At 70.9% G+C, this 16,251-nt stretch carries 13 protein-coding genes; 7 read left to right on the top strand and 6 right to left on the bottom strand.

Annotated elements, in window-relative coordinates:
• Nucleotides 1-39 precede the first annotated feature (39 nt).
• Together GXW76_RS01025 and GXW76_RS01020 are read right to left on the bottom strand one after the other, a co-directional pair.
• A complete protein-coding gene (locus GXW76_RS01025; RefSeq protein ID WP_211860121.1) occupies nucleotides 40-594 on the bottom strand; it encodes a cupin domain-containing protein in 555 nt (184 codons plus the stop codon).
• Nucleotides 595-1,563 (bottom strand): S1C family serine protease, encoded by a 969-nt coding sequence (locus GXW76_RS01020; RefSeq protein WP_211860120.1) that lies wholly within the window; start codon nucleotides 1,561-1,563, stop codon nucleotides 595-597.
• Nucleotides 1,564-1,759: 196 nt separating this feature from the next.
• Here GXW76_RS01020 and GXW76_RS01015 point away from each other — a divergent pair, with 196 nt between their 5' ends.
• The 4 genes from GXW76_RS01015 to GXW76_RS01000 all read left to right on the top strand — a co-directional run bounded on the left by GXW76_RS01015 (nucleotide 1,760) and on the right by GXW76_RS01000 (nucleotide 6,290).
• On the top strand, nucleotides 1,760-2,725 hold the full coding sequence (locus GXW76_RS01015) for a phosphotransferase family protein (protein WP_211860119.1): 966 nt from the start codon (nucleotides 1,760-1,762) through the stop codon (nucleotides 2,723-2,725).
• Nucleotides 2,722-4,008 carry a phosphopyruvate hydratase gene (gene eno, locus GXW76_RS01010; protein WP_211860118.1) on the top strand — a complete coding sequence of 429 codons (1,287 nt, stop codon included), beginning with the start codon at nucleotides 2,722-2,724 and terminating at the stop codon, nucleotides 4,006-4,008. Before GXW76_RS01015 ends, eno begins: the two co-directional genes overlap by 4 nt.
• 328 nt (nucleotides 4,009-4,336) lie before the next feature.
• Nucleotides 4,337-5,275: a 2-hydroxyacid dehydrogenase gene (locus GXW76_RS01005; RefSeq protein ID WP_211860117.1), complete on the top strand. Its 939-nt coding sequence runs from the start codon at nucleotides 4,337-4,339 to the stop codon at nucleotides 5,273-5,275.
• Between the two features lie 232 nt (nucleotides 5,276-5,507).
• Nucleotides 5,508-6,290, top strand: coding sequence for an enoyl-CoA hydratase/isomerase family protein (locus GXW76_RS01000; protein ID WP_211860116.1), 783 nt, complete (start codon nucleotides 5,508-5,510; stop codon nucleotides 6,288-6,290).
• Nucleotides 6,291-6,578: 288 nt separating this feature from the next.
• On the opposite strand, the gene GXW76_RS00995 is transcribed toward GXW76_RS01000, so the two are convergent.
• Nucleotides 6,579-8,999, bottom strand: a complete 2,421-nt coding sequence (locus GXW76_RS00995) for a recombinase (protein WP_246513819.1) — start codon at nucleotides 8,997-8,999, stop codon at nucleotides 6,579-6,581.
• 180 nt (nucleotides 9,000-9,179) lie between these two features.
• Nucleotides 9,180-10,427 (bottom strand): ABC transporter substrate-binding protein, encoded by a 1,248-nt coding sequence (locus tag GXW76_RS00990; RefSeq protein WP_211860115.1) that lies wholly within the window; start codon nucleotides 10,425-10,427, stop codon nucleotides 9,180-9,182.
• Between the two features lie 163 nt (nucleotides 10,428-10,590).
• Between GXW76_RS00990 and GXW76_RS00985 the strand changes: the two genes are divergently transcribed.
• Nucleotides 10,591-12,045, top strand: a complete 1,455-nt coding sequence (locus GXW76_RS00985) for an N-acyl-D-amino-acid deacylase family protein (RefSeq protein WP_211860114.1) — start codon at nucleotides 10,591-10,593, stop codon at nucleotides 12,043-12,045.
• 115 nt (nucleotides 12,046-12,160) lie between these two features.
• Here the strand turns inward: GXW76_RS00985 and GXW76_RS00980 are convergent, their stop codons facing one another.
• Nucleotides 12,161-14,095, bottom strand: coding sequence for an AsmA family protein (locus GXW76_RS00980; protein WP_211860112.1), 1,935 nt, complete (start codon nucleotides 14,093-14,095; stop codon nucleotides 12,161-12,163).
• Between the two features lie 221 nt (nucleotides 14,096-14,316).
• Entirely contained in the window at nucleotides 14,317-14,784 is a 468-nt protein-coding gene (locus GXW76_RS00975; RefSeq protein ID WP_211860110.1) for a RidA family protein, read from the bottom strand.
• 98 nt (nucleotides 14,785-14,882) lie between these two features.
• Between GXW76_RS00975 and GXW76_RS00970 the strand changes: the two genes are divergently transcribed.
• Together GXW76_RS00970 and GXW76_RS00965 are read left to right on the top strand one after the other, a co-directional pair.
• Nucleotides 14,883-15,470 carry a LysE family translocator gene (locus GXW76_RS00970; RefSeq protein ID WP_211860108.1) on the top strand — a complete coding sequence of 196 codons (588 nt, stop codon included), beginning with the start codon at nucleotides 14,883-14,885 and terminating at the stop codon, nucleotides 15,468-15,470.
• 72 nt (nucleotides 15,471-15,542) lie between these two features.
• Entirely contained in the window at nucleotides 15,543-16,178 is a 636-nt protein-coding gene (locus GXW76_RS00965; RefSeq protein ID WP_211860106.1) for a dioxygenase family protein, read from the top strand.
• Nucleotides 16,179-16,251 lie beyond the last annotated feature (73 nt).

Raw genomic sequence — 16,251 nt, 5'->3', positions numbered from 1 at the left:
TGCGGGGGATGTTCGGCCCGAAACGGGCGGCCCGGCAAGTCACACCGCGATGCGGCGCAGCGGCTCCAGCACGGCAGGGTCGGTGATCGGCGCGGTGTCCCATGGCGCCTCGGGCGGCGGGTCGAGCGTCTCGAACACGGTGGCGAGTTCGATCGCGCCCGTCTCGGTAGGCCGCGGATAGGGCGTGGGGTCGGGCAGGCCCGGCCCCTTGGGACGGCCGATCGCGACGAAGAACTCCTCGAGCCCCGCCGGGACCAGCATCCACAGCATGCGGAAGGGCGTGTCGCCGTCGTTGATGAAGCCGTGGCGCGCATGCGGCGGCGCGACCATGAAGGTGCCGGCGGTGATGCGCCGCACCACCCCGTCCAGCCGCGCCAGCGCCTGGCCCTGGATGATCCAGAAGATCTCGGTCTGCGCGGGGTGCGCGTGCTCGCGGATCTTGCCGAGCGGCGGCAGTTCCTGGAGCCCGGCCGAAAGGCCCGGCGGCGCGCCCGCCAGCCGCGGGGCGGTCAGCACCTCGATCCAGCCATTGGCGGGCTGGGGCTGCCAGTGCTGCTCGCCCTGGCCGGGCGGGACGACGACCACGCGGCTCATTCAATGCATCCGCGGGTGTTTGAGGAAGGAAGCGCGATCCGCCGAGACCACCGCGACGTCGCGCGAGCCCCGCGCGCGACCGAGCTTCAGCTTCACCGTCGCCCCGGCATCCCCGCAGGCCCAGACGGCCCGCCACAGCTCCGCGAGGTCGGTCACGGCCACGCCCTCCACGGTGAGGACGCGGTCCCCGCTTCGCACGCCGGAATTCTCCGCCGGCCCGCCGGGGGCGAGGGAGGCGATCGCCACCCCCTCATCGTCCTCGGTGGCGTAGAGGCCGAGCCAGGGCCGCGCCGGGCGGTTCACCCGGCCATAGGTCATCAGGTCGTTCAGGATCGGCGAGAGCCGATGCACCGGCACGACCATGTTGAGGTCGAGCCGCCGCCCCTCCTCGCCCTGCTGGAGGATCAGCGAGCCGATGCCCATCAGCTTGCCGTCCGGCCCGATCAACCCAGCCCCGCCCCAGGAGGGATGCGCCGGCGCGGTGAACAGCGCGTCCTCGAGCAGGTATTCCCAGTAGCCGGCGAAGGGCTGGCGCGCGACCAGCTTGGCGGCCACCGCGTTCCCGCGTCCGCCGGCCGCGGCGAGCACCACCGGCGCGCCGATGCGCAAGGCTTCGCTGTCGCCGAGGTCCATCGGCGTGACGCCGAGCCTGCCCAGCGCCTGCACGAGCCCGAAGCCGGTCTCCTGGTCGACGGCCAGGGTGTGGCCCGGCACGGCACGGCCGTCCGCCGCGGTGATCCAGATGCCCTCCGCCTCGGTGACCAGGTAGCCGATGGTCAGGACCAGGCCGTCGCGGATGACGACGCCGCTGCCCTCCCGCTCAGTGCCGAGGACGCGCGACGTATAGGCATCCGCCGGAACCTGGGTCCGCAGGCCGACGACGCAGCCGAGCGCCGCGTCGAGGTCGAAGGACATATCAGTCGGGTCGGGCTGAAGATGTTCGGGGATATCCCAGTCGTCCTTGGCCATGCTCTGTCCGTCGGCGCTCCGTGTCGCGGGGAAAGCGCGGTTACTAGCACGGTCCGCCGCCGCGCGCATGGCGCGCCGGCCGGGCCGGCACGCAAAGGCGCCATGGAGCGACCATCTGGCCATCCGGCGCCGGTGCGTTAGGCTGCGCGCCGCAATGCCGAACGTACCGGGAGAAATGCTGCAGGGGCTACGCGCCATGGGTCTGCTCGACCCCGGGGCGACGGCGCGCGGGCAGCCGCTTGCGGGCGGCGTGTCCTCCGACATCTGGCGCGTGGTGCTGCCCGACGGGCGGGAAGTCTGCGTCAAGCGCGCCCTGCCGAAGCTGAAGGTGGCCGCCGACTGGCAGGCGCCGGTGGTGCGCAATCGCTACGAGGCCCGCTGGCTCACGCACGCACGCGAGGCCGCGCCCTGTTCCGTCCCGCTCCTGCTCGGCCAGGACGAGGCGACGGGCACGCTCGCGATGGAATGGCTCGCGCCCGAGGCCTATCCGGTGTGGAAGGAGCGCCTGCGCGAAGGCAGGGCCGACGCCGCCTTCGCCGCGGAGGTCGGCCGTCGCCTCGCGCGCATCCAGGCAAGGATGGCGCAACGGCCGGATATCTCCTCCGACTTCCCGACCGACAACCTGTTCCACGCCATCCGGCTCGAGCCCTACCTGGTCGCGACCGCGCGCGCGCATCCCGACCTCGCGCCTGCGCTGGAGGCGCTCGTTGCGCGGACGGCGGCGACGAAGCGCACGCTCGTGCACGGCGACGTCAGCCCGAAGAACATCCTGGTCGGACCGAAGGGGCCGGTCTTCCTCGATGCGGAATGCGCATGGTGGGGCGATCCGGCCTTCGACCTCGCCTTCTGCCTCAATCACCTGCTGCTGAAATGCCTGTGGACGCCGCGCGCCGCGCGCGACTTCCTCGGTTGCTTCGACGCGCTGGCCACCGCCTATCTTGCCGGCGTGGGGTGGGAGGCGCCGGCCACGCTGGAAGCCCGCGCGGCGAGCCTGCTGCCGGGGCTTTTCCTCGCCCGCGTGGACGGCAAGAGCCCGGTCGAATACCTGACCGAGGAGCAGGACAAGGACCGCGTGCGCCGCGTGGCGCGCGCGCTGCTGCAATGTCCGCCCGACCGGCTGAGGACGGTGCGGTTCGCCTGGGAGGAAGAACTCGGCCTATGAGCAACACCACCATCGCCTCCATCCGCGGCCGCCGTGTGTGGGACAGCCGCGGACGCCCGACGGTGGAGGCCGAGGTGCGGCTCGCCGGCGGCGCACGCGGCCTCGCCATCGCGCCCGCGGGCGCGAGCACCGGCAGCGGCGAGGCGCTGGACCGCCGCGACGGCGGCGCGGCCTTCGGCGGCTATGACGTGAAGGGCGCCGTCGCCTCGGTGAACGAGGAGATCGCGCCGGCCGTCACCGGCATCGACGCGGCGGACCAGGCGGCGCTGGATGCGCGGCTGATCGCGCTGGATGGCACGCCGAACAAGTCGCGGCTCGGCGCCAATGCGACGCTCGCGGTGTCCATGGCCGCTGCGCATGCCGCCGCGCATGCGAACGGGACGCTGCTGTGGAAGTACCTGGGCGGCGAGGACGCGACGCTTCTGCCACTGCCGCAGATCCAGATCCTCGGCGGCGGCGCGCATGCCGGGCGGCGGGTGGACATCCAGGATTTCCTGGTGATCTGCCCGGCCGCGACGAGTTTCGCCGAGGCGCTCGACTGGACCGCCGAGGTCTACCGCGCCGCCGGCGCCATCATGAAGGAGCGCGGACTGCTGCAGGGCGTCGCCGACGAAGGCGGCTGGTGGCCGGCCTTCACCGCCAACGAGCAGGCGCTGGAAACGCTGGTGAAGGCCATCGAGCGCGCGGGCTTCCGGCCCGGCGAGCAGGTGGCGATCGCGCTCGATATCGCAGCGACGGATTTCGGCAAGGGTGGGCGCTACCGGCTCGGGCTGGAGGGGCGCGAACTGGATACCGACGGCATGATCCGCATGCTGCTCGGCTGGCTTTCCGCCTATCCGATCGCCTCCATCGAGGACCCGCTCGCCGAGGACGATGCCGCGGGCTTCGCCGCCTTCACGAAGGAGGTCGGCCATCGCGTGCAGGTGGTGGGCGACGACTTCCTGGTGACCGACGCCGCCCGCGTGCGGGAAGCGGCGAAGGCGGGTGCCGCCAATACCGTGCTGATCAAGCCGAACCAGCGCGGCACGCTGACCGAGACGCGCGCGGCCTGGGAGGCGGCGAAGGAGGTCGGCTATGCCGGGATCGTCTCGGCGCGGTCCGGCGAGACGGAGGATGTGACCATCGTGCATCTCGCCCTCGGCTGGGGCGTGGGGCAACTGAAGGTCGGCTCCTTCGCGCGGTCCGAGCGCATGGCGAAGTGGAACGAGGCGCTGCGGATCGAGGAGGCGCTTGGCGCCCGGGCGCGCTTCGCCGGCGGGGCGGTGCTGGGGCGGTCGCGATGACGGCACTTTATCATTTTACAGATTTTATCGCTTTATCGCGCTTGCCGGTGCCTTCGGCCGGGAGCCCGGGACTTGATAATATTCCTATAGCCCATCCCCAGGCGCCCCATCAACTCTCGGTTTCTACAGGCCTTCGGGCGGTGCGCCATGGCGGTGGGTGGCGTGGTTTTCGGCCGGATGGCCGCGGTTTTCTTCCGGACGAAAGCGGCGGAGGACCTGCCTTCCTCCATCAAAGCCAGATCCCGGCCGAACAGGGCCAGGGCCTTTCGGCCGGTGGGCTTGCATCGACCTGGCCTGCGACGCGCGTGGCGCCCCCCGCGGTCGTCCCATGAAGGTCCTGCTGCACTACGCCGCCGGACCGGGACTCGAGGCGCGGCTGCGTGCCCTTCCCGGCCTCGACCTTCGCGTCTGTTCCGAGGCGGATGAGGCCGGCCTCGCAAGGGCGCTGCCCTGGGCCGAGGTCATCTGGCACGTGCTCCGGCCGCTGACCGCGGCGCACATCGCTGCGGCGCCTGGGCTGCGCCTGATCCAGAAGATCGGCGTCGGTGTGAACACCATCGACCTCGATGCGGCGCGGGCGCGCGGCATCGCGGTGTGCAACCTGCCCGGCACCAATTCCCGCGCGGTGGCGGAACTGACGCTGCTGCTGATGCTGGGCGCGCTGCGGCGGGTGTCGCATTTCGACGCCGAGACGCGCGCGGGGCGCGGCTGGGCGCAGCCGCCGGCGTTGCAGGACGGGCTGTTCGAACTCGGCGGGCGGACGGTGGGGCTGGTCGGGTATGGCGCCATCCCTGCCCTGCTCGCGCCCGTGCTGGCGGCGATGGGCTGCCGGGTGCTCTACACGGCGCGCGCGGCGAAGGCCGGGGCGGTGGGGGAATTCCGCGACCTCGATGCGCTGCTGGCCGAGAGCGACGTCGTCTCCCTGCACATCCCAGAGACGCCGGAAACGCGCGGGCTGATCGACGCGCGCGCCATGGCCCGCATGAAGCCGGGTGCGGTGCTGGTGAACACCGCCCGCGGCGGGCTGGTGGACCAGGCGGCGCTGGTGGCGGCCCTGCGATCGGGGCACCTCGCCGCGGCGGGGCTGGATGTCTTCGCCGCCGAGCCGGCCGATCCGCGCGATCCGCTGTTTAGCCTGCCGAACGTGGTGGTCACGCCGCATGTCGGCTGGCTGACCACGGGCACCTTCGACCGGTCCTTCGCCATCGCTGCGGAGAATGTGCGGCGGCTCGGCGCGGGAGAGGCGTTGCTGCACCGGGTTGCGTGAACACGCCTGGCCGGCGTAGCCCGGCGGGGTTGCCGCCGCGCTCCGGGGTCCCGCGCCGCGGGCGGCGGTTTCGCGCCGGGCGCGCGGGCGGTTTCGGCGCGAGCAGGGGTGCGCGCCGGAAGCGCGAACGGCGGTTTCGGCGCACCGGGGATGTGGCGCCGGACGCGCGAGCGACGGTTTCGGCGCGGCTGAGGGTAGTGTGGCGCCGAGGGCGCGCCGCTATAACCCACCCATGCCGCACGACCTGATCCGCACGTCCCGCGAGGGCGTGATCGCCACCGTCCTCATCGACCGAGAGGGCAAGCGCAACTGTCTCGACCTGCCGATGTGGGTCGCGCTGGGGGAGGCCTTCGCCGCACTCTCCGCCGATGAATCGCTGCGCGCCGTTGTCGTGCGCGGCGCCGGGGAGGCAGCCTTCTGCGCCGGCGCGGACATCGCCGCCTTCGCCGCCGAACGCGGCACTCCGGAACGCGAGGAGGTCTATGCCCGCGAACTGCACGGCGCCTTCCACGCCATCCGCACCTGCATCCATCCCACCATCGCGGCGTGTTCCGGCTGGACCATGGGCGGGGGCTGCGGGATCGCGACGATGTGCGACTTCCGCGTGGGATCGCCGGCGACGCGGATGGGCATTCCCGCGCGCAACCTCGGCATCTTCTACGCCTATGAGGAAATCGACCCCATCATGCAGATGGTCGGCTACGCGGTGACGGCGGAGATCCTGATCGAAGGCCGCGTCTTCACCGGGGAGGAAGCGCAGGCGAAGGGGCTGCTCTCCCGCCTGGTCGAAGATGGCGCGGTGCATGCGGAGGCGCAGGCGCTGGCGGAGCGGATCGCGCAGGGTTCTCCGCTCTCGGCGCGGTTCCACAAGCGGGCGATGCAGCAGTTGCGCGGCGAACTGCCGATCACGGCGGAGGACCGGGTGCGCGAGGGCTCCTTCGCCTACACCGAGGACTTCCGCAACGCGGCCCGCGCCTTCCTGGACAAGCGCAAGCCGGTGTTTGAAGGGCGCTGATCCGGGGGCGCCCCCGCCTGATCGCCCCTGGTCTTGCACGCGGCCGCCCCATCGGCCCGGCATACGCCGGACATGGACGCCGCACCAGTTCACCCCGACCCACAGTGGATGACTCCACTGGCGGGGTCCGGGGTCCGCCACGCACCCCGGCAGGGCGCGGGGCAGAGCCCCGCCCGTTCACCGCCTAGAGCGGTTTCCGTTCGCCTCGGCTCACGAACACCGCTCCAGGCCTTTGTTCTTGCGAGCATCTTCACCCGATCAGGTGAGTCCACCTGATCGGGATCTGCTCTAGATCGGGCAGACGCCGCTGGCGCAGGCGAGGTGCGCCATGTCCAGCGCCTCATGCAGCGCGGGGTCGCGGATGGCGGCGACGATGGCCTGGAAGGCCTCTTCCGTGACCTCCTCCTCCGGCAGGTATTCGTAGCCGAGCGCGCTGTCGGGCGCGGAAGGCAGCACGGCGCAGCAGCGCACCTGCGGCTGGTGGGTCAGCAGGATGTCGCGGAAGGCGTCCAGGTCGTGCCGGTCGGTATAGACCTTGAGCGTGTAGGAGATCTGGTTGCCGCGCTCGGCGCCGATCCAGTGGCGCTCCATCAGCGCGAGCCAACGGTACTGTTCCTGCGGGCTCGCCTCCGGCGCGGTCTTCAGCCGGTCGCCCAGGCCGAGGCGCTGGATCAGCGGCAGGGTCGGGAAGCCGACCACGCTCATGCCGGGGAAGGAGCGCAACTGCCGCACCGGGTAGCCGCGCGCCTCGTAGTCCGCGAGCAGCGGGTCGGAATCCGCCAGCCAGGCGCCGGACTCGCCCTTGGTGCCCTTGAACTGCACCCAGCGCAGATATTGCCGGCGCGCGGGAAGGTGCGCGCCTTCGGTCAGGCCGAACAGCTTGGACGTCGTGCCGGCAGGCTTCACGGTCGTCACGGTGAAGGGGCGCGTGCGGCCGAGTTCCTCGGCATAAGCGTCGCCTTCCTCCTTCGCCGCGTCCGAGAAGCGCGCCAATGCCTCCCAGAACGGGGCTGACTTCTCCTCGTCGAGCAGGTCGTCGAAGCCGAGGCCGAAGCGCGCCCAGGCCCATTCATGCAGGCCGGTGGGGCCGATGCCCATGCGGTTGGTGCGGCGCACTTCCTCGGCATAAAGCGCGTCCATGCCGTTGGCGCGCGTGAGGAAGCGCACGCCGAGGCGCACCGCATCCTCCACCCGCGCATCCCATTCGGCGGCGAGCGCATCCGGCATTACGCCGGGAATGATGGTGGCCGGGTCCACCGGGCAGGCCAGCAGCGGCGCGAAATCCGCGATCACGCAGTAGCCGCCGGTCACGTGCAGCACGATCTCGCCGCAGGGGTTGGTCGTGCAGGGGAAATGCGCCTCGGCCGCGCGGGCGGAGAGGTTCGCGAGCAGCCCCGCCGCATGGTCCACCTGGTAGCGGGCGGAACGCACGTCGCGGCCATCATGGTGCACGGGCTTTTCCCGCGCGCGGCCGGTGCGGTGGTCCTCCAGCATGTCGCCGTTGATGAAGCCGGGCTCGCCGTTCACGAAGGCGCAGCGGGTGGCTTCCTCGAAGACCTTCTGTGCGTGCAGGTCCTCGGCGCGGGCGGAACCGGCGCGGGCGGCCTCGACCCCGCGCCAGAAGGCGCGGTCCACCATGACGGAGTTGTTCGCGGTCCAGAGCCCGCCCTCGGACTTGGAGCGGATGAAGCGCAGGATGCCGGGGTCGCGCCAGTTCTTGGTCGCCATGCGCGCGGCTCGGCGGGCGCCGCCGACCTGGACCTCGACCGAGAGGTAGTGGTCCACCAGCATCGCCTGTTCCCAGGGCTCGGGCAGGCGGCCGTCGCGGGCGGGGGCGATCACCTCGCGGCGCATCGCCATGAAGGCGCGCATCAGGGACAGCGGGCCCGAGGCTGGGCGCCCTTGCATGCCGCCGATCGGCGCGCCGCGCGGGCGGATGGCGGAGAAGTCCAGCACCAGGGTGCGGTCGCGCGCGCCCTGGAAGGCCAGGCTTTCAAGCAACTCGATAGCCTTGGCCCAGCCTTCGCGGCTGTCATCGACGCGATGGACCATGGCGTCAGCCGGCGCGGCGGCGGGGCTCGCCAGCCATTCGCGCGCGATGAAGCCGCGGATGGCGGCTTCGTCGAGGTCGGCCTCGGCCGCGCCCCAGGGAACCAGGCCGAATTCGCTGCCGAAGCGGTGCAGTGCGGCGCGGTCGCGCGGGAAGTCGGCATGGTCGGGCGAGAGGTGCAGCAGCACCTCGGGCGCCTGCGCCCAGTCCACCGCGACCAGCGCGTCGTCATAGGCGCGGCCGACACCGGAGCCGTTGAGCAGCAGGTAGAACTTGGCGAAGGAGGCGATCGCCGTCGCGCAGTTGGTGAAGACCTCCATGTTGCGCGTGGCCTGCTGCGCGTCGCCATGCTGCAGGTGACGGCCGGAGGTGATCAGCGCGCCGGTCGCGATGGCGTTGCGCAGGCGGGCGCGTTCCGCGACCTCCCGGGCGCCGAGCGGGCGGCCGAGCAGGGACATGTTCCCTTCCGCGACGCGGTCGGCGACGCGGCCGAAGCATTCGGCATCCTCGGGGCGGAAGACGGTGCGGCGGGCGACGGCCACGCCCATGCCGGCATCGAGCGGGCGCGGCTGCAACTTCGCCTCGCCGAAAGCACCACCTGGCAGCGGCCGCACGACACCATTCGATGCCCGCAGGGCACCGGCATGCATTCCATCCATCTGGCTCTTCCCCTTCCCGTCCCGCCGCCCCCCGCGGCGATTCGGCGAAACAATTGGTATCAGGAATGCCAGTTGGATGCCACTACATATTGTGGGTCGATGGCTCTTGACCCGCTACATCTGGCTTTCTACCGCCAGAGACGCTGGCGGCGGAGTCGCCCCCCGCCGCCCCGCGAGTCGTCAGCCCCGCACCAGCGGGCAGCCACCTTCGTTCAGCGGGCGGAAGGCTTCCTCGGCCGGCACGGTCGCGCGCAGCTTGTAGAAATCCCACGCGCCGCTGCTCTCGGAGGGCTTCTTCACCTCGAAGAGATAGGCGGGGTGGATCTTGCGCCCGTCCTCCCGCACGCGCCCCGGGCCGAAGGCGTCGTCGTCGGTCGGCATGCGCTTCATCACGTTGATGACCTCGATGCCCGAGGCCTTGGCGCGGGCGGCGCCGATCTCCGCCACCGCCTTCAGGTAGTGGATGCAGCAGGAATAGGTGCCAGCATGCTCCTGCCCCGGCATGTTGTCCGGCGTGCGGCGCAGGATACGCTGGCCGAGCCCGCGCGTGCGGTCATTGAGGTCGTGGTAGTAGACCTCGCTGAGCAGCATGCCCTGCGCGGCCTCGAGCCCGATCGCCTTGATGTCCTGCACGAACATGATCATGCCGGCGAGCTGCGCGCCGCGCCGCGTCAGGCCGAATTCATGCGCCTGCTTGACGCAGTTCACCATGTCGGCGGCCGCCATCGCGAGGCCCACCACCTTCGCGCGGCTCGCCTGCGCCTGCAGCAGGAAGGAGGAGAAGTCGGCCGTCCCCGGGAAGGGATAGCGCGCCGAACCCAGCACGCGCCCGCCCGCGCGCTGCACGAACTGCCCGACGTCGCGTTCGAGCTGATGGCCGAAGGCGTAGTCGGCGGTGATCATGAACCAGGTGTCGCCGCCCGCACGCACCGAGGCGCCGCCGACGACGTTCGAGAACATCCAGGTATCGTAGGTCCACTGCATCGTGTGCGTGCTGCACTGCGCCCCGGTCAGCGCCGAGGTCGCCGCGCCCGACGCCAACTGGATCCTGTCCTTCTCCTTCACCAGGTTCGCCACGGCGAGCGCGATGGCCGAGTTGTTGACCTCGCAGATCATGTCCACGCCGTCCTGGTCGATCCAGCGGCGGGCGAGCGCGAGGGCGGCGTCGGGGCGGTTCTGGTGGTCCCCCTGCATCACCTCCACGCGGATGCCGCGCTGGGCGAGTCCCAGGTCCTCCACCGCCTGTTGCGCGGCAGCGAGGCTGGTGGGGCCGGACGTGGACCGATAGGGGCCGGAGAAGTCGGCGAGCACGCCGATGCGGATCACCTGGTCCCGCGCCTGCGCCCGGGCGCGGCCGGATGGGGCGATGATGGCGGCACCGGCAGCGGCGCCTCCGGCCAGGATCTGGCGGCGGTTGAATCCGGTCATGCCAGGAACGTTCCCTTCGCTTGCGCAGGGCCCACGGCCCCGCTTCGTTGCGGCGGCATGCTGGACGGGCGGGCGCCCGCGTCGCAAGGGGGCGGGGTTTCGCGTCCGGCGCAGGCGGGCCATCATCGCCGCATCACCTCATCCACGACGGGACGTCATTGCCATGGCCCTCCGCTGCGACCTCATCATCCGCGACGCGACGATCTTCGACGGAACCGGCGGCCCGCGCCGCCGCGGCGATGTCGGCATCACGGGGGACCGCATCGTGGCGGTGGGCGACCTCGGCGGCGCCAGCGCGGACCGGGAGGTGATCGCGGGCGGCAAGGCGCTGGCCCCCGGCTTCATCGACGCCCACACGCATGACGACCGCGCGGTGATGTGCGGGCCGGAATGCATGACCTGCAAGATCAGCCAGGGCGTCACCACCGTCGTGGTCGGGAATTGCGGCGTGTCGCTCGCCCCTGCCCGCTTCACCTCCCGCCCGCCGGCGCCGCTCGACCTGATCGGCGAGGATGGCTGGTGGCGGTTCGATTCCTTCGGCGACTACGCGCATGAACTGAAGAAGCGCGGGTCGGAAGTGAACACCTACGCGCTGGTCGGCCACCAGACGATGCGCGTCGATACGATGAACGGCGACGTCATGCGCCCGGCGAACGACGGCGAGATCGAGAAGATGCGCCTCAAGGTGAAGAATTCGCTCGCCGAGGGTGCGTCGGGCTTCTCCACTGGCCTCTACTACCCGCTGAACATGCACGCGACGACCGAGGAAGTGATCGCGGTGGCCGAGCCGCTGCGCGCCTTCGGCGGCATCTACGTCACCCACATGCGCGACGAGGCCGACCGCGTCTGCGCCTCGATCGAGGAAACGGCGAAGATCGGCAATCGCGTCGGCGTGCCGGTCTGGATCAGCCACCACAAGTGCTCGATGCCCGAGAACTACGGGCGGTCGAACCAGACGCTCTCGCTGATCGATGCCTACAACCAGTCGCAGGACGTCTATTTCGACATGTACCCCTACCCGGCCGGCTCGACCGTGCTGATGCCGGATCGCCTGCGCGACGACGTGAAGGTGATGATCACCTGGTCCGTCCCGCATCCGGAGATGGCGGGCAAGTACCTGTCCGACATCGCGCGCGGCTGGAACACCGACATCCGCCTGGCGGCCGAGCGCCTGCTGCCCGCCGGGCAGATCACCTTCCAGATGGACGAGGAGGATGTGCGGCGGATCATGGCGCACCCGTCCTCCGTCATCGGCTCGGACGGCATCCCGCATGACGCGCACCCGCACCCGCGCCTGTGGGGCACCTTCCCGCGCGTGCTGGGGCTCTATTCGCGCGAATTGCGGCTGTTCTCGATGGAAACGGCCATCCACAAGATGACGGGGCGCACCGCGTCGCTGTTCGGGATGGTGGATCGCGGCGTGATCCGCGAAGGCGCCTATGCCGACCTGGTGCTGTTCGACGCCGACACCATCATCGACAAGGCGACCTTCGAGAAGCCGAAGCAGGAATCGCTGGGCATCGAGGAAGTCTGGGCGAACGGGGTGCCGACCTATGTGGCCGGCAAGGGCGCGACGGGGGAGAAGCCGGGGCGGCTGGTCACGCGCAACCGCGTCTGAAGGCCCGGAACCTGGAGCGGCTTCCGTTCGCCCGGGCTCACGAACACCGCTCCAGGCCCTTGTTCTTGCGAGCATCTTCACCCGATCAGGTAAGGCCACCTGATCGGGATCTGTTCTAGTTCCCCCGCCGCCCGCCCTGCGCGCGGCGCAGCGTGTCGTTGCAGCGGGTGTCGTCGCCGATGCCCAGTTCGATCGTCGGGAGGATCGCCAGGGGCACGGAGGCGAAGCCGAGCGCCGCCGCGATCCCCCCGCGGATACCGAGTTCCACGATCTCGGGCGTGATCATCGGATCCTTCAGGGTGCCGGTGACCAGGAGATCCGTGGGCAGCGCCGCGATGGTCAGGCGCTTCGGGCGGCTGCGCACCCGCATGTCCAGCCGTTCCTGGTCGAGGCGGATCGACCCCTCGCCGCTCAACAGCGCATCAGCGGTTTCGAGCAACAGCACGCGTGGCCGCAGGACACCGTTCTGCAGCACGAAGTCGCTGACGAAGCATTCGATCCGCGTGCGCGACGGCAGGCCGAAGGCCGAAAAGATCGCATTGCCGAGCCGCAGTCCCGACAGGTCCACGAGCACGGCCGAAAGGCTGCCGCCGGAGGTGACGAGGATCAGGGATCCATCGCCGCGGGCGAGCAGCTCGGCGGTCGATCGGCCCGTCGCATTGATCCTCGCCCGGCCGGTGAGGCTGCCGCCGCCCTCGGACCCGACGAAGCGCATGATGCGGGAGATGTCCACGCGGCGGAAATCGACCTGCCCCTGCATCCGCAGGGCTTCGCCCTCGGTGGGGGTCAGCACCAGGTTGGCGACGACTTCGCCGCGCCCCACGCCGAATGCGACCGGGCGCAGCGTGATCGTCCCGTCGATCAATTCGAGTTGTGCCCTGAGATCGTCCACCGGGGCCGAGCCGCCCACCACCCGCTGAGCACGGTAGGCGAGATGCACATTCGCCATTTCCAGCTTGGGTATGTTCACCGGCGCGTCGGGCAGGACGCGCGTGGCCTGTTGCGTCTCCCGCGTCGGCGTGCCGCGTCCCGGCCGCCCGCCGATGAATCCGGCGAGGTCGGCGAGATCGACGCGGCGCGACTGCAGTTCCGCCGTGACATCCGGCCGCGTCCCGCGCGGGTCGATCGTGATCGTGCCGCCGAGGTCGCTGTTGCCGACACGCCCTGCGATCTCGGTGAAGCGCACGCGCGTATCGGCATAGCTGAGCTTGCCCCTGACCTGGTATCGCGGCGTCCGGGGGATCGGCACGCCCGTCAACGGCGTGAGCAGCGCCATGTCCGGCCCCGCAAGTTCCAGCGTCAGGTCAGCGCCCGCGAGGGCAATGGCGTCCTGCAAGGTGCCAACCAGCCGCCCACGGGTCGGGCCGTTCGCCAGCGTGAGATCGACCGGCCACGGCACCTTCGCATCACCCAGCGCCAGGAGGGCGCCGCCTGTCAGCGAGGCGGTCAGGGGCTGGGCGGCATAGGTGCCGCGCGCCTCGGCCACGATCATCGGCACGCCGGAAGCGTCGTCGCGCGTCTCGAAGCCCACCTCGAAGTCTGCGCGCAGGTGGTCGATGGCGACATGCGCCTGGCCACCCTGCACGCGCAAGGCGCCGATGCGCAGGCGGGACGGTGGCGTGGGGTCCTGCACCAGCGGCTCACCCGGCGGCGCCGGCAGCGCGAACGAGTAGTTGTTGTCGCCCTCCCCGCGCGAAAGCGCCGTCACCACCGGCGATTCGATGGCGAGCGACGGAAGGACGAGGGCGCGGGTCCGGACACTCCGAGCAAGGTCGAAATCGACCGTGACCCGCAGGATGCGCGCGAAGGGCGGGTCGGCGGGCCATCCTTCCGGGTTGGCAATCCGCACCTCGTCGAAGGTGATCGTGGTCAGCCCCAGCGAGGGCTCGATCGACATGCTCCCGATCGTGACCGACCGGCCGATTGCCGCGGACAGGCGCGCCTCGGCCATCGGGCGCGCGGCCAGCCACGCCACCGCGGCAGCCCCCGCGAAAAGCACGAACACGGCAATGACGATCCCGATCGTCCATCTTGCAATGCTGCGTCGCATGCCAGCCTCATCGGCGCCCTGCCCGGTCAGGGTTCGCCGATGGGCTAACGCGCAACGCAACCAGATCGATGGCGCACAAAGCCGTGAGGAATGCCGTGTCGGGCTGGTGTCCTGCCCGCGAAGTTCGCTGGAATTCCAGCGAACGAAGCGAACAAGCAGGCCACTGAAAACAAAGGCTGGTGGCCTGAGAACGAAGTCCGCGGGATTGCGGAATCAGGACACTAGTCGATGATCCGGAAGATCGCCTCGATCTCCACCGGGATGCGGTTCGGCAGCGAGGCCATCCCGACCGCCGAGCGCGAGTGGCGGCCATTCTCGCCGAGCACGGCGACGAACAGGTCCGAGCAGCCGTTGATCACCTTCGGGTGCTCCTCGAAGTCCAGGTCCGAATTGACCATCCCGAGGAGCTTCACCGCCTTGAGCCTCGCCAGCCCGCCCGCGCCCTCGGCGGCCGCCGCGAGCAGGCCGAGGCCGATCATGCGTGCATAGCCATAGGCTTCCTCGATGCTCATCTCGGAAGGCACCTTGCCGCGCACCGGTACGCCATCCGGCCGCCGCGGCCCCTGGCCCGAGGTGTAGAGAAACCCGCCCTCCACCCGGTACGGCACATAGGTCCCGATCGGCTTCGGCACCGGCGGCAATGTCAGGCCGAGCGCCGCCAGGCGCTGTTCCGGGGTTTCGTCGGGCATGGCATCCTCCTTCATCCAACGGCACCATGCGACACGCGCATGGGCGTCCCGGCAAGAGCGCCAGAATAAGGCCAGCGATACTGACATAGATTCAAACCATGGAAACGCTCCTCCCGCTGCTCGGCTTCGCCGTGGCGACATCCGTGACACCCGGCCCGAACGTGCTGATGGTCGCGGCGGCGGCGGCGAATCACGGGGTACGCGCGACGGTGCCGCACATGCTCGGCATCACACTGGGCTTCGCGGCGATGCTGGCGATCGTGGGCCTCGGCCTCGCGGGCCCCTTCGCTGCCTGGCCACTGCTGCACACCGTGCTGAAATGGGGCGGCGCCGCCTGGCTGCTGGTGCTGGCCTGGAAGATCGCCCGCGCGGGCGCGCCGGGCGAGGGTCCGTCCCGGCCGCCGCTCGGCTTCGTCGGCGCGGCGCTGTTCCAGTGGGTGAACCCCAAGGCGTGGATGATCGCCCTCGCCGCAATCCCGGCCTTCACGACGCCGGCCGGCGACACGCTGGCGGAGACGCTGCGCATCGCCGGTGCCTTCGCCCTGGTCTGCTTCCCCTGCACCGCGGTCTGGGCGGGACTCGGGGCCGGGGCGGGACGGGTGCTGGGCACGCCCGCCGCGCTGCGCGCCTTCAATGTCGGGATGGCGGCGCTGATGGTCGCCTCGCTGGTCCCCGCCCTTATCTGAAGGTTGCGCTTCGCAACACCGCCGCGCGCCGTTCCGTGGCATAGCATCGCGCATCAACGCCGGAGGCGCGCCATGCCGATCGCGACCCTCGCCCGCCGCCGCCTGGCGCTCGCCGCCGGCGGGCTGGTGCTGCCGCTGCCCGCCCTCGCGCAGATGCGAGCGGCCACCCCCGCGCAGACGCGCGGCCCCTTCTATCCCGTGGCCTTCCCGCCCGACACCGATGCCGACCTGGTGCGCGTGCGCGGCGCCGCGGCCGAGGCGATGGGCATCGTCGCGCATCTGCGCGGCCGGATCACCGACACGGCGGGCGAGCCCATCCCCGGCGCGCTGGTCGAGATCTGGCAATGCGACGCGAACGGCCGCTACAACCACCCCCGCGCGCCGGAGACGCGGCTCTTCGACGGCAACTTCCAGGGCTATGGCCGCGTCGTCGCCGATGCGCGCGGCGCCTATGCCTTCCGCACCCTGCGCCCCGCGCCCTATCCAGGCCGCACGCCGCACATCCATGTCCAGGTGACGCGCCCGGGCGGCGCGGTGCTGGTCACGCAGTTCTACGTCGCGGGGGAACCGCTCAATGCGCGGGACGGCGTGCTCAACGGCATCCGCGATCCGCGGGCGCGCGAAAGCGTGATCATCTCCTTCGTCCCGGCCGACCGCATCGAGCCGCGCGCGCTGCTGGCCGAGGCCGACATCGTGCTCCGCCCCTGAACCGCTTCATGCGTCCCGTCCGGGGCGCTGGACCGGCTGCGTATCGCTCCCTACCCTCCGCCGCCCCTGCGGA

Origin of the sequence: Neoroseomonas soli, assembly GCF_018129065.1 — a bacterium.
Taxonomy (GTDB): Bacteria; Pseudomonadota; Alphaproteobacteria; order Acetobacterales; family Acetobacteraceae; genus Neoroseomonas; species Neoroseomonas soli.
This window is presented reverse-complemented; position numbering and strand designations above follow the sequence as displayed.